This window comes from Paenibacillus arenosi, from assembly GCF_014841135.1.
GTDB lineage: Bacteria > Bacillota > Bacilli > Paenibacillales > Paenibacillaceae > Paenibacillus_B > Paenibacillus_B arenosi.
This window is the reverse complement of the sequence record NZ_JACYTN010000014.1, coordinates 35,599-57,958: the sequence shown is the minus strand read 5'-3', so window position 1 is coordinate 57,958 and position 22,360 is coordinate 35,599. Positions and strand designations below refer to the sequence as shown.

Sequence of the window (22,360 nt, the reverse complement as noted above, 5' to 3'; positions counted from 1 at the left end):
TTCTCTATTTTTCAAACAGATGTTCTTTGAATAATTTGATAAGGAACTTTTACTTTCTGGTTCGACTTATGAATGATCAGCTCACATGCTTGTTCGCCAACTTTCGTTAGTTGATGATCAACAGTAGTAATGCCTAAACCAACCCCAATTGGTTGATTTTCCTGCCCAATAATGGCTAGATCGCGAGGAGTTTCAAGATTGATAGACTTAGCATATAAATGTATGCCACCAGCTACTTCGTCTCCATTGGCAAAAATGGCAGTAGGTCTATTAGGTAAATGCAGGAGATTCTTAGCTGCCGCAATACCATCATCGAGACAACTGCAGCCGGTCAAATAATATTCGGGTATAAATGTTCCAAATACCTCTTTGTATGCCGTTATCAAATGTTGTGTACTCATACTTTCGGTTTCACGCGCTGTTGTAAATGCAACGTGTGTATGTCCTTTATCCTTCAATAGTTGAAATGCATCAAGATAGGATGAATATCTGTCGATATAAGAACATCCGATTGCAGGATGGGAAGTGTAATCGTATGACACGATCAAACCGTAGTCTGAATAAGGAATAATCGCATCCCAGTCATTTGCTCTAGAGGTAATGATCATACCATCAAGCTGTTTATTTTTTAATTTTGAAAGATATTCAATTTCTTTTTCTTTATTGTATTGAGTAGGCAGCACGATAACCGTATAATCCATTTCAACCGCTTTGTTTAGCACACCATTCAGTAATTGATCAAAACAAGCATTATTGTTGTAAGGTATGATAAGGCCGATCATCTTAGTTTCGCCGCGAGTTAAGTCGATTGCACTTTGGTTCGGCGCATAATTTAGCTCATTAATAATGGTAAGTACTTTTGTCCTTTTGTCATCTGACACATATTTATGATTATTGAGGACTCTAGAAACCGTCGTAACCGAAACACCAGCCAGTTTAGCTATATCATGAATATTCGCCATGGAAGTGAGCTCCTGTAACAGTATGATGCGGTTGATTCGCACTCCATTTAATCAAAGATAGAATCGATTATTGTAGAGGGAATCACCTGCATCCATTGTAAAATGTGAAATGGGTTTCATGTCAAGGACGACTGAGCCCTCTCATCCCGAACAAGAATGGGGATCGCTTTCTTTGAACTTATCTCGTTTGCTTTTCGTGATTAATTAACCATTCCTTGCGGGACAGTCCACCACCGTAACCTCCAAGATCTCCATTGGCGTTGATTATGCGATGACAAGGGACGATAATGGCCAGTTGATTAGCGCCATTTGCTCGTGCCACTGCACGATAAGCAGTTGGTTGGCCCACCAATGTGGCTAATGCTGAGTAGGATTGAGTTGCACCAGAAGGAATATTTCTTAAATGCTCCCATACTTTTTGCTGAAAAGGTGACCCAAGGTAACGAATGGGGGTATGAAATTCAATGCGTTTCCCGTCAAAATATTGAGTAAGCTCCATTTCGATAGACTGAATCGGCGGTGCAGTTCCTGGAATAATCGCGGATTTTGTTTGCTGCCTAAGTCGTTCAATCTCACGTTCCAACCCCCGACGATCCACAAATTCTAACAGATACAGTGCTTCGTCATCGGCGATGGCAATCATGGGGCCTAACCGTGTGTCTAGCCAAGATGCTTTCAGAGTGTGAATGCTTTCGAGCGAGCTAGGAGCTGTACCCATAATTCGTGAAAATGCATCTCTAAACCCGCTGCTTGATTCATAACCAACTGAAAATTGTGCATCGATTACAGGCTCGCCTCCTCTTATTTGCTTCATGGCAATCCCCATGCGCCGTGCACGTGCATATTCCACAAATGTCATTCCGAACCGCTTTTTGAATTGACGACGGGCTGTAGAGGCATCGATAGATATCTGCTGAAAGTCTACATCTTTCCATCTTTTTTCAGGATTCGTCTCAATCGCCTTCACAAGAATTCGAACGACTTCTGAAACGTGGTTGGGGTGGGAAAGAGGGTGGCATCTTTTACAAGGCCGAAAAGAAGCAAGCAATGCTTGCTTAGCAGTTTCGAAAAATTCACAATTCTCGAACTTGGGTTTTCTAGCTGGACAAGTTGGACGGCAAAATACACCTGTCGTCTTCACGCCAACATAGAATTGTCCTTCATATTGCGAATTTTTCTCAATCAACGCTTGATAATACTCCTGTTTACGCTCGACTCTAAACGTCATTCCGTTCACCCTTATTATAATTTGACTTGCTTTATTTACGATCATTATAGCCTTCTGTTTAAGTACTGTCCGCCGAAAATCAGGCATTGATTTTTTAGATTATGTCAGCACTATTATTTCCTCATCGACATCCTAACTTAATTTAAATAATCAAGGTAAGTAACAGGATTGGATGACAATTAGTTTACATAATAAATTTTTCGTAAACAATTTAAGTGCTTGAAAATACGGCCTTCTTGTGTTTAATCAAAGGCTATTGCTATTTATATGGACTTAGGGAAAAGTCGGTTTGGCATCGAATGATTAATAAATTATTTTTATATAATCAACAAGAAGTATTAAATATTATTTATTAAATTAAGGTGATAGAATACCAATAAATAGGTGATAAGGGGTGTGTGAATGACTTCTTCATTATCCAAACATTTTATGGTATTCGCAGCTAGGGAATGCAAAGGATCAAGCAGCTTGTACGAACACTTGTCTGACAAAATAGCGGCAGATGATGAACTGCTCGAATTGGCTGGATATGTCAGACAAGGGCAACCTGTACCCAATCTTTTCTTTGGTGCGGTTCACTATTTATTACTGAAAGGCTACGGTCATGAGCTAAGAGAGTTTTATGCAAGCCTTGTCAACGATCCTAGAAATGTTGCAGAAGCATTTCCGCATTTTAAAGACTTCTGCTTAACCTACAAGCTCGATATCATTCCGTTACTACAGAACAAGCTTGTACAGACAAATGAAGTTAGACGATGTTCTTATCTATATCCAGCTTTTTGTTATATGTACGAGAAAACGAAGCGACCATTAGCATTAATTGAAATTGGAACAAGTGCAGGGCTGCAGTTGCTGTGGGATAAATATAGTTACTCCTATAACTCTGATAATGAGGTTTATGGAAATGTTCATTCTGAGCTGCACATCCGTGCGGAAATAAAAGGAGCACGACATCCATTTATTTATAAGCAGAGCCCACCAGTCATTAGTAGAATAGGACTAGACTTGCATATTAATGACCTAAATGCTCCAGAAGATTATTTATGGCTAAACGCATTGATATGGCCAGAGCATTCGGAACGGAGAATTCATTTTGCCAAAGCTGCACAGTGTGCAAAAGAGCAAACAATTCAATTCATCGAAGGCGATGGTGTGAAGCTGCTTCCTGAGATTGCCTTGCAAATACCTAAAGAGTCTGTGATTTGTGTGTTCCACACGCATGTAGCCAATCAAATACCGGTAGAAGGTAAGCAAGAATTGGAAAGGCATATTAAGAAGCTTGGCGAAGAGAGAGAAGTTCTTCATCTTTATAATAATATGCGGGATTCTGGACTACTTCATCTTGATTATTATGTTGGAGGAAAGGAGTATAAGGAAACGTTAGCGGAAACGGAAGGGCATGCTCGCTGGTTCCAATGGATAGGAAAACATAAATAGGGCAGATATGAGTAAATTTAGAAAGTAAGCTTGACTAGATGATATAAGAGGTGGGTGTTGCTATATGCTATGAGCCGAACTTTAACTATGTAAGGTTCGGCTCATAGCTCAAATTGTGAAAAGGATGTATCGTTCTATCGTGCAGCCAACAACGGCTGAATATTAGGAATTCATTTTCCATTTTCTCATACCTTCTGACAAAAACCATCCTGCAATTCCGGATACCGCTATCACTCCCAGAACGAGTGGTATTTCGGAAGATCTAAATAAGGAAATATATCCAGTGAATGTATTGTTTACAGCACGCATACTAAACACAATTATGTAACTCAACATACATCCAACACCCATGCCGAGCATAGTGTACTTCAATTTGTAATCGGATAGTTTCTGTGGGACGGCTTTAATGCCAATTAGTATGCAGAGCAATGGAATACAGTCTATTACGATTTGAATAATTGATGAATAAGGTGAATAAGGTATAAACAGCTGATTATTCACTAGCGTATACAACCAAAATCCAAACACGCCTCCGAAAGCAATTCCACGAACATTCAGTTTCCCATACGTCTTGAAAAATTTCACACTGACTGCAATGGTGAGTAATGGAAATGCTAAAATTGCATATAGGTATGCGCCCAAGCGAGCCATACCGACTTCTGACGGACTAAATTTGCTAATATAAAATATTTCTAGCAAAAAATTTACGACTAGATAACTAGCTATAATCGAAACGATGCTTCCGAGTATAGAATATAAACTTCTCATAAGACTCTCCTTATCCATTTGGATAGGGGGATCATAAGCTGAGAATGATTGAAAATTAATTTCTTAATAATAATGTAACTATGTAAGCGCATAAACACCGGAATGGTTTCATTCATTAACCTTTTTTTGAAAATTTTTCACACGCATGCGGCCATCCAATACTAGCAGAAGACAAGCATGAACGGCAAATATGCATGAAAAAGCTTAGTGAAGAGAGATCTTGATATTACCTTTTTTTCGAAAGTGAAATTAATACATATTCAAGGTTCTTCTTAACAAAAGCGATATGTATATTATTCATAGTTAGTCTGCTAGACATGATACTGCCTTCAAGAGAAGAAAGGATGAAAGAAGCGGTAGCTTCTGTATCCATTTCAGAGTGATATTCTCCATCTCTTATCCCTTGTTCCAGTATATTTTGTATAATTGTAAGCATATCTATATAGGCTTCTGATGCTTTCTCGCGTAAAAGGGGGATCGTCTGATCACTTTCTACGGCCGTATTTAAAAGTGGGCAGCCGCCTTTCAATGGCGGATTATGCGCCGCGTCACGATAAACCTCGCACATAGCTAAAATTTTGGCTGTTGCTGTTGCTTCGCCGTCTATAGCAGTCATGAAACGTTCTGCTACCAACTTAGTGGAATAGTCGAAGGCTTCTAGTGCAATATCTTCTTTGCTTGAGAAGCAACCGTATATTCCGCCTTTCGTAAGACCTGTCACCTCCATAATATCCTGCATAGAACAAGACGCGTAGCCTTTTTCGTTAAAAAGCTCCGCAGCCTTCATTATGATATCCTGTTTGGTTTTATCGCCTTTCCGCATCTATAGGTTCCTTTCAAGTGGTATATATGTGCTTCCGTATTCATTGTAGCATGGTGAAGGGGCTTGTAAACGGATTAGCTCCAACGATATTTATTGTGCAAGTGATTGTCATAAAAGTTTGAATATTTGCAACATTTGCACCTTAAAGTTGGAGGGATATAATGGTATGTTTAAAAAGAACCGACCGGTCGGTTTTGTGTTATGCTAAATCCATTGATGAGGAGTGAAAGGAATGAGTAACCCTTTTTATCGAGTTCCTGATAGTGAATTAGCGACGAAAGCTACGAGCTACGTGAAAAACTTGTCAGCCCCGTATTTGTATAACCATGTAATGCGTTCGTATGCTTATGGCTACATTGTCGGAGAACGGACAGGAATGAAGTACGACCTCGAACTGTATTATTTAGGATCACTTTTTCACGATATTGGATTTACAGCACCTTTAGTTTGTGCAGATGGTCCCTTTGACAAATTAGGAGCGCAGGAAGCTTACAATTACTTAGTCGAGCATGAATATCCATCTGAAAAAGCAAAAATTGCGCAGCTTGCAATTGAACTCCATACTACTTTGGAAGGAAAGGATCATACACAATCGGAAGTGGCTATGGTTTCGTTGGGGGCAATGATAGATGCTACAGGTATCGCGATTCATGAAATTGATGCTAAGGCATTGCGTTATATTATGGATGCATATCCTGATGTAGAAGCGAACTGTTCCTTTATAGAATTATTTTTATATCAATATAAGAAAACAAATGATGTGAAATTCCTGATGATTGCGGAAGCTGCAAAGAAAAATAGACCCACATGCAGCCACAAGAGCCATAGATACGACAGCATGTTTCCAACAAGTGTGGACATAACGAAGTCTTAAATAAAAAGGTATAACCACTTCATTCATGAGGAGGTTATACCTTTACTTTTTCTATGTTCTCTAATGAGACGGTTGTTGTGTTTCTGGCAATGAATCAACCTTTTTCTTGTTGGTGGATAATAACCATCCTACAATCGCAGATACCGCTATCACTCCTAGGACGAGTGAAGTCTCGAATGTATCAAAATAAAAGTAGGAAATTAGGGAATTCTGAATGGCTCGCATCACAATTACAGTAGCGTAGCCTAATAGCCATCCGATAGCTGAACCAATTCCTATGTATACGATCTTGAAGTCATTAAACTCACGCTTCACGACGATGTAGCCAACGATAATAGACAACAACATGATGTAGTTCAAATAGGGATTAATGGAAGGAACGTCAGCCGAGATATACGTGTCCAATAATGTATAGAGCAAATATCCGATAGCGCCTCCAACAGCTATTCCACGCACATTCACCTTATCAAATGATTTAAAATAGAATAGAAGAAGGAGTATAGCTAGTACTAGAAGGGCAGTGAATGCTACAACTACTGACTGCAGCGTTGGGAAGAATCCGTCCGGCGAACGGAATGTACTGAAGTAAAAGACATCTAATACATGAAACAACCCTAAGTTGCTAGCAACAACGGTAACGATACTGCCTAGTATAGAATATATAATTTTCATATGTGCCTCCTTATATATTAGAATATTCATATCATAAGAGATAAATCGTTTGGGAATATTTTCTTAAGAATGATGTAACCAATTGAGATTTTTGTGCTGCACCCTATTTAGAATTCGAACATAAAAATGTACTTGACCTCACGTAACGTCATTGTATTAACGTTGTGAAGACAGTAGTTTGAACGGAACGGGGGGAGCAACTTGGTAGATAACAGCACAGTGATGGAATCTGGAAGATGTATAGAGTGTGGGGCTAGGGGAATTGATGGACATTCGTGTTATGAATTGTTCGGTTATCCCCTTGTGTGGGAACATAATAATCCAGACTTGTATGCATTGCACTTTTGGCTGGTTTCCTGTTATATGATCCAGCATCCTTCGAACTATACAGAGGAGGGCCACCGGTTATTGGTTCAATTATTTATTGATGCTTATGATCATAACTGGGATACGGGGTATATTCTTCAAAGAAATCGAGAGCTAGTAAGTAAAGTTGGTAAAATTACAAATCCAGTACCAAGTCAAGAAAGAACTCGAAATTCTAAATATTGGTCGATGACAATTGAAGATATATACACAGGAGGCGAGAAGAAGGCCATCCAACATATTATCAAATGGAAAGAGCGGGTAAGAGGCGAACTTCCATCGTAAAACAATATCATTCATAAAATACATGGATACACATTGAGTTATAGGCCCGATAACGTTTATAATAAGTCGAGTAAAAAGTATATTAGAAAAGGTGTCATGGATGAGCATATTAAACGTAGAGAAATTAAGCCACGGCTTTGGAGATCGTGCGATCTTCAAGGACGTTTCCTTCCGCCTGCTTAAAGGCGAACACATTGGGCTAATCGGTGCAAACGGTGAAGGTAAGTCCACTTTTATGAACATTATTACAGGCAAGCTTCAACCAGATGAAGGTAAAGTCGAATGGTCCAAACGCATGCGTGTTGGATATTTGGATCAGCATGCTGTACTTACCAAAGGATCATCCATTCGTGATATCTTAAGAAGTGCTTTCCAATATCTATTTGATTTGGAACAAGAAATGAATGATATGTACGGCAAGATGGGGGATGTAACGCCAGAAGAGTTAGAGAAGCTGCTTGAAGATGTCGGAACGATTCAAGATACGTTGACGAATCAAGATTTCTACCTCATCGATGCGAAAGTAGAAGAGACGGCACGCGGACTTGGTCTAAACGATATCGGTTTGGATAAAGACGTTCATGACCTTAGCGGCGGACAACGTACGAAAGTATTGTTGGCGAAGCTATTGCTCGAGAAGCCGGACATCTTGCTATTGGACGAGCCGACGAACTATTTGGATGAGCAGCATATCGAATGGTTAAAACGCTATCTACTGGCGTATGAGAATGCATTCATTTTGATTTCACATGATATTCCGTTCCTTAACAGTGTCATTAACATGATTTATCATATGGAAAATCAAGAGTTGAACCGCTATGTCGGCGACTATGATAAATTCCAGCAAGTCTATGAAATGAAAAAGCAGCAGCTTGAATCTGCTTATAAGCGTCAACAGCAGGAAATTGCTGAGTTGAAAGACTTCGTTGCCCGTAACAAGGCAAGTGTAGCGACACGTAACATGGCGATGTCCAGACAAAAGAAGCTGGATAAGATGGATGTTATTGAGCTGGCGCAAGAGAAACCGAAGCCGCAATTCAATTTCAAAGATGCTAGAGCTTCCAGCAAGCTTATTTTCGAAACGAAGGATCTTGTTATTGGATATGACGAGCCATTGTCTCGTCCGCTTAACTTACGTATGGAACGCGGTCAAAAGATTGCATTTGTTGGTGCGAACGGTATCGGTAAAACGACGTTGCTGCGCAGCATTTTGGGCGAAATCCAAGCGATTTCCGGCTCTGTTGAGCTGGGTGAGAACTTGGCAATCGGCTATTTCCAACAGGAAATGAAAGAAGCCAACACGAACACTTGTATCGAAGAGATTTGGGGCGAATTCCCATCCTTCTCACAATTCGAAGTGCGTGCAGCACTAGCGAAATGCGGACTTACGACGAAGCATATTGAGAGCAAGATTCAAGTACTTAGCGGTGGTGAGAAAGCAAAGGTACGTCTATGCAAGCTTATTAATAACGAGACAAACTTGCTTGTACTCGATGAGCCGACGAACCACTTGGATGTAGATGCTAAGGATGAGCTGAAGCGTGCGCTAAAGGCATACAAAGGCAGCATTCTACTCATTTCCCACGAACCAGAATTCTACCGTGATGTGGTTACAGAAACATGGAACTGTGAATCCTGGACGACAAAAGTATTTTAATAAGTGCTAATAAAGCCGGTTCTGTCGCAGTCGTTGTGATGGAGCCGGTTTCTACTAGTTACATACGTTGCAGTTTTAAGTACTCTACTTACGAGAAATGTTGAATGTCATCTAACGAAGCGTTAAGAAGTATAGACAACGTAGAACTATTATTTTTACAAGCCAACAAACCTCTTAGAAACCACAAACACTACTAGTTCACCATCATGGAAAAACAGATAGTCTCTAAGACAGAAGCTTTTGATATATACGGAAACCATTGTGAATATATTGGAGATGTAGCCTTCTGCATCGTGATAGAAACATGAAAGAAGTTTTACTAGCTCATATTATTGGGTATCAAATGAACAGAGCTTGCTACATTCCTATTTCAATACGTTGTATAGAGATGAAACGTCATTTGAAGATTACCGTGTAAACGTAGAAGCAGTGATATTCAGCAACATCTAAATGAGGTGACCTATGAATAGTGAGCAATGGAGGAGGGCAGAACACGCCCTGTCTCGTATGGAAGTAATAAAGCAAGGCATCAACGATCCGGTGACGATAGAAGGAGAATCGGATGAACTGCACTGTATAGGGATCGGTACGGATGCTGCTGTATTTGTCTATAAACAAATGCCTCAATTTGCCTACAAACTATATGCCACTCAGGCGCTTCCGAAAAAGGAAGCAGAAATAAGCGTGTATGAAGCATTGAAGGGGAGCCCTTATTTTCCTGTGTATTATGGTGCGGGGGATCGATATGTGGTCATAAGTCATGAACGAGGGATAAACTTGTATGATTGTTTGCTATTGGGTGTCCCTGTGCCAAGACAAGTTGTAGATGATGTAGAAGCAGCACGAGCATTTGTCCGAGAACGAGGATTGAACCCACGAGATATCCATTTGAAAAATGTATTGCTGCAGGATGGTCGAGGAAAGGTACTCGATGTATCTGAATATATACAGCCTGGCAACGACAAAAGATGGGAGCATCTCGTATGGGCTTACGATAACGTTTATCCTTTGCTAGAAGGAGAGAAAATATCGAGCTGGCTGCTCGAAGCTGTGAAAAATGGATATTACCGTTTTGATCCAGCAAGCGGCAATTTACAGGATTTCGCGGAGCGAATTAGAAGGCTCTTTTTTGGAAAATAAAATACTACGTTTCAAATAAAAAGTGGTTGGTCTCCTGTACATTGAGGAAGCCAGCCACTTTTCACTTTATTGTTATTCCGATTCAGTTAGCATGACCATACATCTGCAAAATTTCTTCCGCATGTTTGCGCATGCCTTCTATTAACTCCTGCGGTTCTATCACCCGTGCATGAGTTCCGAGTCTTAAAAACAGGGGCATCGAAAAAGCAATCTCACCTTTGTCTATAGGCGAATCAATCGTTCCCGATCCATCTTCATGAATGATGACAGTTCCCTCTAGGAAAGGGACGCTTTTGCACTGACGCACGCCTTCTTGTGTCAATTGAACATGGAGTCGCACAGGTTGTGTTATTTCATAGGAGCCGAACCATTGTTCCAAATTCATGTATTCATCTTTATTCTCTTCCGTCGAAACAATGGACACAATTCGATCGACACGATAAAGTAGTACTTTTTGCTTCGTATAATCAAATGCGGGCAAATACCATAATCCATCATGCGCATACACACCGATAGGTCGAATGTGCTTGGTCGTTGTTCCTCCTTTTGATTCATAGAGCATATGTATATTTTTATTTTCAATGGCAGCCTCTAACGTGTCTTTAAGCAGCGGGGTATCTATTGTTCGGGTAGGATTCCAAAAGGCGATGTAGGAGCGTACTTTATCTACTTTCCCTTTGGCATCAACCTGTAAGGAACGATATAGCTTTTGTGCAACGGAGTTGATCTCAGCATCAAATGGCAAGTCCCGATAATAGCGTAACGATTGAAAAGCAAAAAAGATGGAAACGGCTTCTTCTTCCGTAAATAGAATAGGTGGCAGCAACTTGCTCGATAATACAGTGTAGCCTCCGTTCCGCCCTTGTTCCGCATAAATAGGTAAACCCATATCACTTAAATCCAATATATATCGATGTACGGTACGAACTGATATATGAAATTCATCTGCAATTTCTTGCGCGGTAAATTTCTTTTTCGCACTGGCAAACACGAGAATATCTAGTAATCGTTTTGCTTTAGACAATTTCTTCACCTTTTCTTTTTTATCATGACATTAGTTGTCATGTTTTATGGTTAGTATAGAGGATACCTAATGAATTTATCAATTAGGATCATGTAAAATTTCATGTACATGGGATATGTATTGTAAAAAGGAGAACGATTATATGTCACGTGAAGTTATTTTGTTTATCGCAGTTAGTTTAGATGGATTTATTGCGAAAGAAGACGATGATTTGCAATGGTTAATGGAAACGGAAGGCGAGGGTGATAACGGATATAGCGAGATGTATCAATCGATTGATACAACGATTATGGGAAAACGCACGTATGACTGGGTGAGGGAGCAGATCGACACTTTTCCGTATACAGATAAAAAGAACTACGTATTTTCGACAACGGAAACGGGTTCTAATGAATATGTGGAATTTGTAAATGAAGATGTAGTCGAGTTTACGAAGAAACTAAAGGCACAACAAGGCTCAAAAATATGGATGGTAGGCGGAGGCATCATCCTGGATGCGTTTATCAAAGAAAACTTAATTGACGAGTATATCATAACGGTTACTCCTCATATTCTTGGCTCAGGTATTCCATTATTCAAAGAACGGAATCCACAAATCAATTTACAGCTCATAAACACAAGACGTTTCGGTCAGTTTGTAGAATTGCATTATAAGGTGAAATAGGGCGCTCTCGATGAGCGTCTTTTTAATTTTTCCTTTTTAGGGAAAAGTAACAACAAGAACGAGGACTAACTGTTATGGAGCATGGAGCATCAACAAGGGGGTGACAGATGATATGGTATTTTCAAGTATTCCATTTTTGTTTTTATTTTTACCGGGAGTACTAGCCATTTACTATGGATTGCTAAGAAAGCGTCAAGCACGAAACATGTTTTTGCTTCTTGCGAGCTTAGTATTCTACGCATGGGGAGAACCAGTCTATGTCCTGATAATGATTGTGAGCTTCATGGGTAACTATCTATTTGGCTTATCGGTGCATACATACAGAGAGCATCTGAACATGAGCCATCTCATCATTACAGCAATGTTGCTATTTAACCTCGGAATCCTCGCAGTTTTTAAGTATTTAGAATTTGCAGTTGGGATTATGAACAGCATATTCAATGTGCAATTGGACGCACCACATTTAACACTGCCGATAGGGATTTCATTCTATACCTTTCAAGGGATATCTTATGTCATCGATATCTATCGACGGGATGCAGAGCCATTAACCAATCCATTGGATGTAGGTTTATATATCGCTTTATTTATGCAGCTTGTCGCCGGACCTATTGTCCGTTTCAAGACCATTGCTAAGCAAATTTATGAAAGGCAGGAATGTGAGCATAAATTTGTATATGGTATCTCCCGTTTTATTGAAGGATTGGCTGTTAAGGTGCTGCTTGCCAATCAATTTGCACTGCTGGCGGATGCTGCTTTTCGTCATGAAGGTTATGAGCTGTCTGTTATGCTGGCGTGGATGGGCGCGGCAGCATATGGTCTGCAAATCTTCTTCGATTTCTCAGGCTATTCCGCAATGGCAATCGGCCTTGCTAACATGTTCGGTTTCCACTTTGAAGAAAACTTTAATGCCCCGTATATTTCGCGCACGGTATCCGAATTTTGGCGTAGATGGCATATCTCATTAGGCACATGGTTCCGAGACAATGTATATATTCCGTTAGGAGGCAGTAGGGTGTCCAAGTGGAAAGTCGTGCGCAACTTGTTCCTTGTGTGGTTGTTAACGGGACTATGGCATGGTGCCAATTGGACGTTTATTGCGTGGGGACTTCACTTTTTCCTGTTTATTATGCTGGAGAAGATGCTGGGCTTAGAAAGCTTCTTTGCTAAATACAAAGTATGGGGGCATATGTACGTCATACTGGTTGTGCTATTTGGGTGGGTGTTGTTCAGAGCCAACAATATTGCGCATGCCCTTGAATATATGCGTTCTATGTTTGGGTTCAACGGTAATGTGACCGTTGGAGAGGAGGCTATGTTTTATGCTCGCGAATATGTTCTTCTGTTCATCATCGGGATCTTGAGCTGCTTGCCATTGAAGAAGTGGGTGCTCAATCGCCACGTTAACCAAGTAAATTCAGTTGTAACTTATACGTATCAATTCGTCATGGCCGCGCTCTTTATTTTCTCCATTGCATATTTGGTGAAGGGCAGCTACAATCCATTTATTTATTTTAATTTCTAACCGATAGGAGGCATACGTGTGGACACGAGAAAAGAACAGCAAGCTAAGGAACACGACAATAGAAGCAGTGTCAAAAATAAAGTGATCATTGCCGTGTTCTGTCTGTTTCTTTTTCTAAGTGGTATGCTGACCTTGCTGCTGAATTCGACGAAAATAAGTACAAACGTAAAAAGGATCGTTAAGGACAATAATACGAAAAATGTAGGGATGGAGCTGGGTATTCGCGGACTTACGAAAGGGCTCGAAGACACGATTTCAAGCGGATTTATTGCGAAAGAGAAGTATATTGACCTTGTCGGATTAGCGGATCGTATGTTAGGAAGGCAGTATATTAACGATGTTGATCCCAAAAAGGACGTTGTAAAGGACAATCATGGTTTATTGCACTTTTTAACCCGTAGGATGAAGATAAGAGAAGTTACCGATCAGCTTATTCATCTAAATGAAATTTTGAAGGACAAGCGTATTCCACTCTTATATGTTCAAACGCCCATTAAAATTATGCCTGGATTTACTGAGCTGCCTCCTTCCATTGAGGACTACTCAAATTCCAATTCAAATACGTTACTTTCTGGACTATCGATGGGAGGCGTACCTTATTTTGATTTGCGAAGTGAAGCCAGCAAGCTCGAAATGAACCCCTCATCTATGTTTTATGAAACGGATCACCATTGGACGAATCAAACGGCATTCTGGGCAGTAAGGGAAGTCGTTAAGAAGCTCGATGCGGATTACAGCATACGTTTAGATCCTGACCAATTTTATACAGACTCGGCCAATTATGATTATACGAACTATAACCGTGTATTTTTAGGATCACAAGGAAGACGCGTGGGCAGATACTATGCAGGAGTCGATGATTACACGTTGATCGTGCCCAAATTTTCGACTCGATACAAGATTGGCATCAATAAAAACGGACGATCTTTATCCATGAAAGAAGGGACTTTTGAAAATACGATATTGCATAAAGAACTACTGAATATGACTAGTTCCGTTTATAAGAACCGTTATGCAGCTTATTTTGGAGCAGATTATCGTGAAGTACAAATAACGAATAAGGAAGCTCAAAATTTTTATAAAATTGTCGTTGTAAAAGATTCCTTCGGTCTTCCATTCACAGCCTTTTTGTCAACGATGGCAAGCGAGATACGGATGATTGATTTGCGATACTTTTCTCATGAGCATGTCATTACCTATATCGAGGAATTTAAACCTGATGCGGTTCTGTTTGTGTATAAAGGATTAGGAATTCGTTATAATTTGATTAGCGAAATATTGAGGCGATCACACAATCAGGTTCAGAAATAGAATACGATAAGAGGTGACGGGGATGAGAAGCAAACAGGAAATGATGGAATTAGGAATGAATTTTGCGCGCAATTGTGAACAAATTAGAATCTTTACGCTGGAAGGCTCATTAACGAATGTGAACATCCCGAATGACGAATTTCAAGACTATGATTTCAGTTATTTTGTTACAGATATGGAGCACTTCAAGCAAAATGATGATTGGCTGGGCTACTTTGGCACAAGGATTATGATGCAGAAGCCAGAGGCGATGGAATTATTTCCACCTGAGTTAGGGAATTGGTTCTCTTATCTTATGATCTTTGAAGATGGCACGAAAATGGACCTGACCCTTATTCCGCTGAATGAGTATGAAGAGTACTTTGCTAATAGTGATGGTCTAGTCGAAGTTCTATTAGACAAAGATAACCTCATCGATGGGCCTGTAATAGCTACGGACAAGATGTATCATATTGAAAAGCCAAGTCATCAATCATTTGATGACTGCTGCAATGAATTTTGGATGTCATCCACTTATGTGGCGAAAGGGCTAGCCAGAAATGAATTGTTATTTGCTGCCGATATGATGAACCAAGTATTTCGCCCCAATTTACTGACGATGTTGCGCTGGAAGGTGGGAATCGAAACGGAATTTTCGTTAAGCATAGGGAAGTACGATAAATTTCTAGAACAATACGTGTCGAGTGAAACATGGACGACCTTACTTGCTACATATGAGATAGGCTCTAAACAGAACATGTGGGAAGCACTATATACCAGTTACTCCTTGTTCAGAATAACGACTCAATTTGTTGCAGATAAGCTGGGATATAGCTATCCTGATTATGATGAGAACGTAAGCCCGTATATCGATACTATACGTCGAACATATGCTTGATGTAACTGATAACAATTATTCGATCATGTAGCTGTAAAAGCGCCGCTGAGAGTTCAGGGTGCTTTTTTTATTTAGGCGCATGGCAATGGATATTTCTAAGTTTGATTGTCTAAGTTAACAATCAAGGTGTTGACAGGAGTAAAAATGATCATTATATTAAATGCATGCACATGCATGTAAATATTTATTTTCGATACATCGATATTATAGATAAGGAGAGTTATCATGGAACATTTATTTAGCCCTTATGAAATGATGGATTTAAAGTTAAAAAATCGTGTTGTTATGCCACCTATGTGCCAATATTCCGTTACGAACAAAGATGGGATTGCAACCGACTGGCATTATGCGCATTACGTTAGCCGTGCGATTGGTGGGGCAGGTTTAATCATAATTGAAATGACCGATGTGGAGCCAGATGGACGCATTTCGGATTATGATCTTGGCATATGGTCTGATGATCATATTGCGCCATTGGCTAGAATCGTTGAAGCTTGCCATGCGTACGGTGCAAAGGTAGGTATTCAAATTGCTCATGCAGGGCGTAAAGCAGAGGATGCGGAAGTTCCAGTCGCTCCATCTGCGATTCCATTTGGTCCAGAGTCTAAGACACCTAGAGAATTGAGTACTGAAGAGGTGAAGGAACTAGTCGAGAAATTCCGGCTAGGTGTAGAGCGAGCTGTCAAAGCCGGAGTGGATGTCATTGAGCTTCATGGCGCACATGGTTACTTGATTCATCAGTTTCACTCTCCGTTATCCAATAAAAGAACAGATGAATACGGGCAAGATGTGACGCTGTTCGGAAGAGAAGTTATTCGTGCGTCTATGAGTGTAATGCCAGCAGGCATGCCATTGATCATGCGTATTTCCGCTAGAGAATATGTGGAGGGTGGATACGGAATTCAGGAAAGTTTGGCGTTCAGTAAGGCGTATAAAGAAGCTGGCGTGGATATTTTCCATATTAGCACAGGCGGCGAAGGGGCAATTGGAGTTGGGCCCATTGCGATGAATGACAGACCAGGATCTCATGCCGCTTATCAAGTGCCATTGGCAAGAACAATTAAGCACAGTCTAAACGTTCCTGTTATTGCAGTGGGCAGGTTGGATGAGCCAGCTCTTGCTGATGCTGTTATCGGCAATGCAGATGCTGACCTCGTTGCAGTAGGTCGAGGAATGCTGAGGAATCCATACTGGACGTTAGAGGCAGCTGTTCAGCTTCATAAACATACAGATGTCCCTCAACAATATCAATCTGGATTCCCTAGAAGGAACCAATAACACAGTTTTAATAAATACAAATTAGAGACCGATCAATCATGTTGATGGTCTCTTTTTAGCACATAGAATCCTATATTTCCAGTTGAAAATTGTTCTTCGCAAAGCAGCTATTTGCTCGTATTTACTTGACGGTTAATGTTATACTTTTAAAAAGTAAGGATAGTTTAAAGTAGGATAATGTTCAGCAACTTGATGCTCAGGAAGGAACTGTGAGATGGACAACACCATTAATAATGAGCCCAACCTAATATCGAATTGGTTGACTTTAACCCATATACAGATGACTGTTGCCAATGAATTAGAAGCAAATCTACAAGAGAAGTATCAGTTATCGTTAAAAGAGTTTTATTTGCTATTGTCTTTATCGGAGGCTCCGTATAAAAAGCTGAAGCTTCAACAGCTGGAATCAATGGTTGGATTAAGCCAGAGTGCGCTATCAAGGCTTGTTAGCCGTTTCGAAGCGAAAGGCTGTGGGGCTTTGCAACGCATTACTTGTGATGATGATCGCAGAAGTATTTACACATCACTGACGCCTTATGGTCAAGATAAGGTGAATAAGGCATTAGTAACGTTCGAAGAAGTGTTGTTGGCGACATTCCCCGGGCAGCAAGTGGAGCAGTTACTGCAACAAATGCTTCGCTTCAAACAGTTCAAGTCGAAATAAGCCCAATGCGGGCTTTTTTTGATTTGCGAAAAGTGTTTTGAGGTGGTGTAACAACTATATTGTTCACAGGTGGAATGCATCATTAATATTTATGAAGGAGCGGTACCTGAGAAGATTCATTAGCGGATGGTTAGGATAAATGGGAGGTAGATATACATGACGATTATCCATACAACGGGAGCTTCTTTTAAAAAAGACGTAAAGAGCAAAGGATATACGCTAGTTAATTTCTGGGCACCTTGGTGCGGGCCATGCCGAACATTGGCGCCTATTCTTGAAACGTTTGCTCGAAAAAATAGCAGCGAAATAAAGGTGCTCAAGGTAAATGCAGATGAACATACGGAGATCACAAATCAATTTGCGATTAAAGGTCTCCCAACAACTATTTTGTTCAAAAATGGCAAGCAGATTGATAAAATAGTCGGCTTAGTGAGCTTAGATAAGCTTGAGCAATTGCTCGTTGCACATAAGAAGTAGACGACTGGAACAAGATTCGGACGTTATTAATTGAAAAGTAGTCAAACTTTAGAAGGATGCTGTTGTGCAATCAAATCTCGTCATTGTGGAGCATGCTCCATGCAGGCGGGATTTTTATTTTCGATCTTGACTACTGGAAAAAATTGATCTATATTCTTACTGACCAATTGGTTAGTAAGAATGGTGTGTGAGTGGGAGGTGAAGGGTTGCCTTTACAACTGTATGACAAAACGAAAGTATTAGAGGCTTGTATGTCTGTGTTTGCGCAGCATGGATATAAAAATACCTCGACGATCATGTTGGCCGAGGCAGCCGATATATCAAAAGCTTTGATCTTTCATCATTTCAAAAGCAAAAAGAATTTGTACCTCCAATTGCTGGAGCATTGTATGACGAAAATACGGTTGGAGCTTGGTGTCGACGCTATTATCGAGCAAGATGATTTTTTTGAAGTCATCGAAAAGATTACACTTCTAAAGTTTGACTATTTCCGAAAATATTCAACTGAATATAAGTTTGTATTCGATGCGTTCTATGCCGTACCTGAAGAATTAAAAGAAGTGATCGCCGAGAGATACGGCAAAGGAGTTGCAGAAAGGCATCAGCTTTTAGAGCAGTTATTTGCAAAGGTTGCACTCAAAGAAGGTGTCAATCGTAGCTATGCTTTTGAACTCGTTATGATTACCATTCAACATTTTGATAAGAAATTTCTAACAGAAGTCACAGATATCGAAACCATTGATGAAGAGTATGGTCAGCGTTTCTTTAAGGAAATGAATCTTTTTCATCGCATGCTGCGCTTAGGAATTGCCAAGTGAAACTAGCTCGAGTGTACTTATCCTTCTACTATGAAAGGGGTATTCCCATGAGACAGTTTACAAGCACTGAGTTTATCTCTCCTGAAAATATGCGTGATTTCAGCTCCCTCTACAAAAAGCTTTCGGAAACCGATGAACCGCTCCATCGAATGGATGACTTTTTTGGCATGGGAGCAGCATGGGTTGCTTATAAATATGATGACGTAGCAGGAATTCTTAAAGATGCTCGCTTTGTGAAAAATATGAAACATCTTACTTCTAACCCTTCAAATGAAGGAAGTAAAACGGTGCAATCTCTGCTGCAAAGATTTCAAAGTATGCCAAACATGCTTACGGTCGACCCTCCTGATCATACTCGGCTGCGCAGGTTAGCCTCCAAAGCATTTACCCCACGAATGGTTGAGGAGTTACAACCGCGTATTCAACAAATCGCAGATGAATTGCTGGATGCGGTACAGGCGCAAGGGACTATGAATATCGTTGAAGATTATGCTTATCCGCTTCCGATAAAGGTCATTTCCGAAATGTTAGGCGTCCCTGCCTCTGATCACATTCGATTCCGTGAATGGACCAGAACGATTAGTAATTCTGCGTTAGACCCTACCAAATTAGAAGAAGTCGAAAACGCCCTGGAAGCCTTTATGGAATACGTTAAAACATTGCTGGAAGAGAAACGAAAGCAACCTTGTAATGACGTCATAAGCAGCTTGATTCAAGCATACGAAGATGGGGATCAATTCACCGAAAATGAAATTATCTCCACGATATGGCTCCTCATTGTGGCCGGGCACGAGACGACCGTTCATCTTATTACAAATGGTACCTTAGCACTCTTACAGCATCCAGAACAGATGAATCTACTCCGTAACGATCCTAGTTTATTGCCAAGCGCTGTGGAGGAAATGCTGCGTTATGCAGGTCCTGTCATTTTTAGTATGCGGATTGCTGGCGAGGATATGATCTTCCATGGTCAGGAGATTCGTAAAGGTGAAGTAGTTGTACTTTCCGTAGCCGCAGCCCATTTAGAAGCAAGTAAGTTTGAACAGGCTGAGACTTTCAATATTACACGTGAAGAGAACGATCACCTTGCATTCGGTAAAGGGATTCACTTCTGTCTAGGTGCACCGCTTGCTCGTTTGGAAGGAAAAATTGCTTTTGGTACGTTGCTGCGAAGATTCCCTAATTTGCGTTTAGCAGTAGAGCCAGAACAATTAGTATTTAAACCAAATTCAATGCGTGCACTTGAAAGTTTGCCTGTTGTATTTTAGCTTTTAGCTGTAATCTAAGTGTCGAATGCGATTGTTGATACAGGATCCTATCTGTTTCACATTGGAGTTAATTTTTGTATAATCATGTTGGTAAACTATTTCATGGTGATTAGGAGACATGCCCAGTATGCAAACAGAACAAGTCCAAACGGTGCAGCTCAATGAGAAAAAGCTGGTTGGTTTATCTGTAACGGTGTCGTTAAATCAAGATTTAGAACATGGAATTGTTGTCAATTTGCGAGAGCAGCTCCTTTCCAAGCGTTCTGAAATGACAAATCGGGTGGATGACGGGATATACTTAATTCAAGTTTACCCGGATTGTGAGTGGACAGAGGATGTTCCATTTGAAAGTATTGTTGCAGTGGAAGTGAGTGGAGATGCACATGTTCCCGACGGATTCGTTCAGCACACGATACCAGCCGGAGACTATGCGAAGTTCACACATAGGGGACCAGAATCCGAATTAGGAGAAACGTATGATGCGATTCGTGAGACAGGCATTGCCGCACTTCGTCCTTTTGACTTCGAATACTGGGCAGATAGCTGTGTGTTAGACCAAGAAGAGAGTACAATCGATATTTACTTGCCTTTGGAAGCGTAGAGAACAAGCTCTGACCATCGCAGCGAGTAAATTTCAGATTAAACGTGTAACAATATGAAAACCAGTCTAACACCCATTGTGGGGTGATGACTGGTTTTTCGGTGTCCAAACATCGATTTTCACTATTTTGAGGAGAGCCATCGGTTCTTATCCAACACAATTATGCTAGTAGGCGATTTCTCCTTTAATCGAAGCGCGACTAATTTGGCACCAGCCGTTTGCCAATTATAATAAGTCCGCTCAGGTACATACGTACGAAACCATTCTAGCGCTTCTACAGATGTGGCGTCCAGCTTATCTGATGTATATCTCATACTGTATGGCTTAATTCCGATAATGTAAGGGAAATAAAGTGCGTTATAGTAACGCCATTCATCAGAAGTACCAAATGCCTCATCTTGTCTAGGTTTTAAATAGCCGATGCTTTCAAGGAGGATCGATTTGAGTTCGATCGCTCTTTCCACAACGTCATCCTCAGCGCCCCGTTCATGCAAGCGAATATCAATCAGCTTCAGGTTCGTGAGGGGACTTGCAGCGAGACGCTTTAAATCACCGAATTGGGCTAGCGCACGGCGTGTATGTCGATAAAGATCATCTTCATCCATCTCCTCGGGCTCTGCTTGATCGTTTAATCGAGTTTGCACATCTTCAACCATTCGTAAGTGGGCGCGTTCCTCTCGAAGCTTTGGAAAAGTGAAAAATGCAATGCTGTCCAAAACTGCACGAAGTGGATACACGAATACTTGGAAGGTAATCGAAATGCATATGCTGATTAACAATAGTAATATGGTCATGCTGTTCCAAGATGAACTGAGCTGGATAACGAGGGCAATTTGCCCGGAGAATATAGTGGTAAATATGACTGAGTAATCCAAGGAACGAAAAAAATCAGGCAGATATGCTTCACCGTGTGCCATTAGTTCTTTTATTAATAGACGAACTGCAAATAAAAGGAGTACAGCTCCGAACAGAATCCAGTTCCATTCAAAAGAAAGATCCCACGGTAGAAATCTTCCTTTAAGTGATATAAGTACATACATGAGAATGGGGAGTATCGTGATGACACGATCGACGACAAGCATCTTCTTCCATAGAAAGACGCGCCTCTGAGTTTCATTATCGATTTCAGTAGTAGCTCCTAATGCAGCAATCACCCATGTTATAAAGGTAAAGTGGAGAAATAGTGCGGAAAATAGGTGTGTTTGATCAAGTAGGTCAGTAGCCGAAAGCACTAAGGTAGCACCTAGTCCAACAGCTGCTAGCACTAAGCATAGACCTGTAGTTAATAATAGCTTGTTGTATGTATCACGGTTGCATATATATAATCCTAGCCAAAAAAGAAGACCGAACATCATATAGGTTAACACCATCTGTACGTATCACCTCATTAACATTTTCCTCTGACCAATAAGAATGGAGTACCAACTAAGATTTTATACGTCCAAATTATATCATGAAACAGTCAGATATCATTCACAATCGTGGGATAACAAGCGATTTTTTCTGCTCGACTCACCGTAGATGTAACGCAACACATTCCTTTGCGTATTAAAATATGAGAAAATAAATAAGATGCTACAAATCTGTTGAGGCACTTAAACAGACTATTTCACATTATTGCACAATCTCCTTCATCCTTAA

Annotated in this window: 22 protein-coding genes; 15 read left to right on the top strand and 7 right to left on the bottom strand. The window is 40.5% G+C overall.

The window, feature by feature from the left end:
* Positions 1–11 precede the first annotated feature (11 nt).
* Together IFO66_RS15685 and IFO66_RS15680 are read right to left on the bottom strand one after the other, a co-directional pair.
* Positions 12–962 carry a LacI family DNA-binding transcriptional regulator gene (locus IFO66_RS15685; protein WP_192026069.1) on the bottom strand — a complete coding sequence of 317 codons (951 nt, stop codon included), beginning with the start codon at positions 960–962 and terminating at the stop codon, positions 12–14.
* Positions 963–1,140: 178 nt separating this feature from the next.
* Entirely contained in the window at positions 1,141–2,190 is a 1,050-nt protein-coding gene (locus IFO66_RS15680) for a bifunctional transcriptional activator/DNA repair enzyme AdaA (RefSeq protein ID WP_192026068.1), read from the bottom strand.
* 402 nt (positions 2,191–2,592) lie between these two features.
* Here IFO66_RS15680 and IFO66_RS15675 point away from each other — a divergent pair, with 402 nt between their 5' ends.
* Entirely contained in the window at positions 2,593–3,627 is a 1,035-nt protein-coding gene (locus IFO66_RS15675; RefSeq protein WP_192026067.1) for a DUF2332 domain-containing protein, read from the top strand.
* 162 nt (positions 3,628–3,789) lie between these two features.
* On the opposite strand, the gene IFO66_RS15670 is transcribed toward IFO66_RS15675, so the two are convergent.
* Complete coding sequence (locus IFO66_RS15670) at positions 3,790–4,395, bottom strand: hypothetical protein (protein ID WP_192026066.1); 606 nt, start codon at positions 4,393–4,395, stop codon at positions 3,790–3,792.
* 226 nt (positions 4,396–4,621) lie between these two features.
* Positions 4,622–5,218, bottom strand: a complete 597-nt coding sequence (locus IFO66_RS15665) for a TetR/AcrR family transcriptional regulator (RefSeq protein ID WP_192026065.1) — start codon at positions 5,216–5,218, stop codon at positions 4,622–4,624.
* 232 nt (positions 5,219–5,450) lie between these two features.
* Here IFO66_RS15665 and IFO66_RS15660 point away from each other — a divergent pair, with 232 nt between their 5' ends.
* Positions 5,451–6,092, top strand: a complete 642-nt coding sequence (locus IFO66_RS15660; protein ID WP_192026064.1) for an HD domain-containing protein — start codon at positions 5,451–5,453, stop codon at positions 6,090–6,092.
* A 60-nt stretch (positions 6,093–6,152) separates the two neighbouring features.
* On the opposite strand, the gene IFO66_RS15655 is transcribed toward IFO66_RS15660, so the two are convergent.
* Positions 6,153–6,764 carry a hypothetical protein gene (locus IFO66_RS15655; protein WP_192026063.1) on the bottom strand — a complete coding sequence of 204 codons (612 nt, stop codon included), beginning with the start codon at positions 6,762–6,764 and terminating at the stop codon, positions 6,153–6,155.
* Positions 6,765–6,965: 201 nt separating this feature from the next.
* Between IFO66_RS15655 and IFO66_RS15650 the strand changes: the two genes are divergently transcribed.
* The 3 genes from IFO66_RS15650 (at position 6,966) to IFO66_RS15640 (ending at position 10,212) form a co-directional block, all read left to right on the top strand.
* Positions 6,966–7,415, top strand: a complete 450-nt coding sequence (locus IFO66_RS15650; RefSeq protein ID WP_192026062.1) for a DUF5946 family protein — start codon at positions 6,966–6,968, stop codon at positions 7,413–7,415.
* 100 nt (positions 7,416–7,515) lie between these two features.
* A complete protein-coding gene (locus IFO66_RS15645; protein WP_192026061.1) occupies positions 7,516–9,072 on the top strand; it encodes an ABC-F family ATP-binding cassette domain-containing protein in 1,557 nt (518 codons plus the stop codon).
* A 462-nt stretch (positions 9,073–9,534) separates the two neighbouring features.
* The gene (locus IFO66_RS15640; protein WP_192026060.1) at positions 9,535–10,212 is read left to right on the top strand and encodes a protein kinase family protein; all 678 of its coding nucleotides are present in this window, start codon (positions 9,535–9,537) and stop codon (positions 10,210–10,212) included.
* Between the two features lie 82 nt (positions 10,213–10,294).
* Here IFO66_RS15640 and IFO66_RS15635 read toward each other — a convergent pair whose 3' ends face one another.
* Positions 10,295–11,236 (bottom strand): helix-turn-helix transcriptional regulator, encoded by a 942-nt coding sequence (locus IFO66_RS15635; protein ID WP_192026059.1) that lies wholly within the window; start codon positions 11,234–11,236, stop codon positions 10,295–10,297.
* A gap of 142 nt (positions 11,237–11,378) precedes the next feature.
* On the opposite strand from IFO66_RS15635, the gene IFO66_RS15630 reads away from it, so the two are divergent.
* The 10 genes from IFO66_RS15630 (at position 11,379) to IFO66_RS15585 (ending at position 20,719) form a co-directional block, all read left to right on the top strand.
* Positions 11,379–11,900, top strand: coding sequence for a dihydrofolate reductase family protein (locus IFO66_RS15630; protein WP_192026058.1), 522 nt, complete (start codon positions 11,379–11,381; stop codon positions 11,898–11,900).
* A 112-nt stretch (positions 11,901–12,012) separates the two neighbouring features.
* The gene (locus tag IFO66_RS15625; RefSeq protein WP_192026057.1) at positions 12,013–13,425 is read left to right on the top strand and encodes an MBOAT family O-acyltransferase; all 1,413 of its coding nucleotides are present in this window, start codon (positions 12,013–12,015) and stop codon (positions 13,423–13,425) included.
* A gap of 18 nt (positions 13,426–13,443) precedes the next feature.
* Positions 13,444–14,736, top strand: a complete 1,293-nt coding sequence (locus IFO66_RS15620) for an alginate O-acetyltransferase AlgX-related protein (RefSeq protein WP_192026056.1) — start codon at positions 13,444–13,446, stop codon at positions 14,734–14,736.
* Positions 14,737–14,758: 22 nt separating this feature from the next.
* Complete coding sequence (gene ant(6) / locus IFO66_RS15615) at positions 14,759–15,613, top strand: aminoglycoside 6-adenylyltransferase (RefSeq protein WP_192026055.1); 855 nt, start codon at positions 14,759–14,761, stop codon at positions 15,611–15,613.
* 225 nt (positions 15,614–15,838) lie between these two features.
* Positions 15,839–16,891, top strand: a complete 1,053-nt coding sequence (locus tag IFO66_RS15610) for an NADH:flavin oxidoreductase/NADH oxidase (protein ID WP_192026054.1) — start codon at positions 15,839–15,841, stop codon at positions 16,889–16,891.
* A 214-nt stretch (positions 16,892–17,105) separates the two neighbouring features.
* Entirely contained in the window at positions 17,106–17,555 is a 450-nt protein-coding gene (locus IFO66_RS15605; RefSeq protein ID WP_192026053.1) for a MarR family winged helix-turn-helix transcriptional regulator, read from the top strand.
* Positions 17,556–17,711: 156 nt separating this feature from the next.
* The gene (gene trxA, locus IFO66_RS15600; protein WP_192026052.1) at positions 17,712–18,032 is read left to right on the top strand and encodes a thioredoxin; all 321 of its coding nucleotides are present in this window, start codon (positions 17,712–17,714) and stop codon (positions 18,030–18,032) included.
* A gap of 206 nt (positions 18,033–18,238) precedes the next feature.
* Positions 18,239–18,850 (top strand): TetR/AcrR family transcriptional regulator, encoded by a 612-nt coding sequence (locus tag IFO66_RS15595; protein ID WP_192026051.1) that lies wholly within the window; start codon positions 18,239–18,241, stop codon positions 18,848–18,850.
* A gap of 47 nt (positions 18,851–18,897) precedes the next feature.
* A complete protein-coding gene (locus tag IFO66_RS15590; RefSeq protein ID WP_192026050.1) occupies positions 18,898–20,118 on the top strand; it encodes a cytochrome P450 family protein in 1,221 nt (406 codons plus the stop codon).
* A 127-nt stretch (positions 20,119–20,245) separates the two neighbouring features.
* The gene (locus tag IFO66_RS15585; protein ID WP_192026049.1) at positions 20,246–20,719 is read left to right on the top strand and encodes a GyrI-like domain-containing protein; all 474 of its coding nucleotides are present in this window, start codon (positions 20,246–20,248) and stop codon (positions 20,717–20,719) included.
* 122 nt (positions 20,720–20,841) lie between these two features.
* Here the strand turns inward: IFO66_RS15585 and IFO66_RS15580 are convergent, their stop codons facing one another.
* On the bottom strand, positions 20,842–22,089 hold the full coding sequence (locus IFO66_RS15580; RefSeq protein WP_192026048.1) for a hypothetical protein: 1,248 nt from the start codon (positions 22,087–22,089) through the stop codon (positions 20,842–20,844).
* Positions 22,090–22,360 lie beyond the last annotated feature (271 nt).

Bases quoted from the DNA above. Each gene is read 5' to 3' on its own strand.
- IFO66_RS15605 (WP_192026053.1), top strand. From the start codon at position 17,106: ATGGACAACACCATTAATAATGAGCCCAACCTAATATCGAATTGGTTG.
- IFO66_RS15640 (WP_192026060.1), top strand. From the start codon at position 9,535: ATGAATAGTGAGCAATGGAGGAGGGCAGAACACGCCCTGTCTCGTATG.
- IFO66_RS15685 (WP_192026069.1), bottom strand. From the start codon at position 962: ATGGCGAATATTCATGATATAGCTAAACTGGCTGGTGTTTCGGTTACG.
- IFO66_RS15680 (WP_192026068.1), bottom strand. From the start codon at position 2,190: ATGACGTTTAGAGTCGAGCGTAAACAGGAGTATTATCAAGCGTTGATT.
- IFO66_RS15630 (WP_192026058.1), top strand. From the start codon at position 11,379: ATGTCACGTGAAGTTATTTTGTTTATCGCAGTTAGTTTAGATGGATTT.
- IFO66_RS15665 (WP_192026065.1), bottom strand. From the start codon at position 5,218: ATGCGGAAAGGCGATAAAACCAAACAGGATATCATAATGAAGGCTGCG.
- IFO66_RS15670 (WP_192026066.1), bottom strand. From the start codon at position 4,395: ATGAGAAGTTTATATTCTATACTCGGAAGCATCGTTTCGATTATAGCT.
- IFO66_RS15610 (WP_192026054.1), top strand. From the start codon at position 15,839: ATGGAACATTTATTTAGCCCTTATGAAATGATGGATTTAAAGTTAAAA.
- IFO66_RS15580 (WP_192026048.1), bottom strand. From the start codon at position 22,089: ATGGTGTTAACCTATATGATGTTCGGTCTTCTTTTTTGGCTAGGATTA.
- IFO66_RS15625 (WP_192026057.1), top strand. From the start codon at position 12,013: ATGGTATTTTCAAGTATTCCATTTTTGTTTTTATTTTTACCGGGAGTA.
- IFO66_RS15675 (WP_192026067.1), top strand. From the start codon at position 2,593: ATGACTTCTTCATTATCCAAACATTTTATGGTATTCGCAGCTAGGGAA.
- IFO66_RS15590 (WP_192026050.1), top strand. From the start codon at position 18,898: ATGAGACAGTTTACAAGCACTGAGTTTATCTCTCCTGAAAATATGCGT.
- IFO66_RS15660 (WP_192026064.1), top strand. From the start codon at position 5,451: ATGAGTAACCCTTTTTATCGAGTTCCTGATAGTGAATTAGCGACGAAA.
- IFO66_RS15655 (WP_192026063.1), bottom strand. From the start codon at position 6,764: ATGAAAATTATATATTCTATACTAGGCAGTATCGTTACCGTTGTTGCT.
- IFO66_RS15585 (WP_192026049.1), top strand. From the start codon at position 20,246: ATGCAAACAGAACAAGTCCAAACGGTGCAGCTCAATGAGAAAAAGCTG.
- IFO66_RS15645 (WP_192026061.1), top strand. From the start codon at position 7,516: ATGAGCATATTAAACGTAGAGAAATTAAGCCACGGCTTTGGAGATCGT.
- trxA (WP_192026052.1), top strand. From the start codon at position 17,712: ATGACGATTATCCATACAACGGGAGCTTCTTTTAAAAAAGACGTAAAG.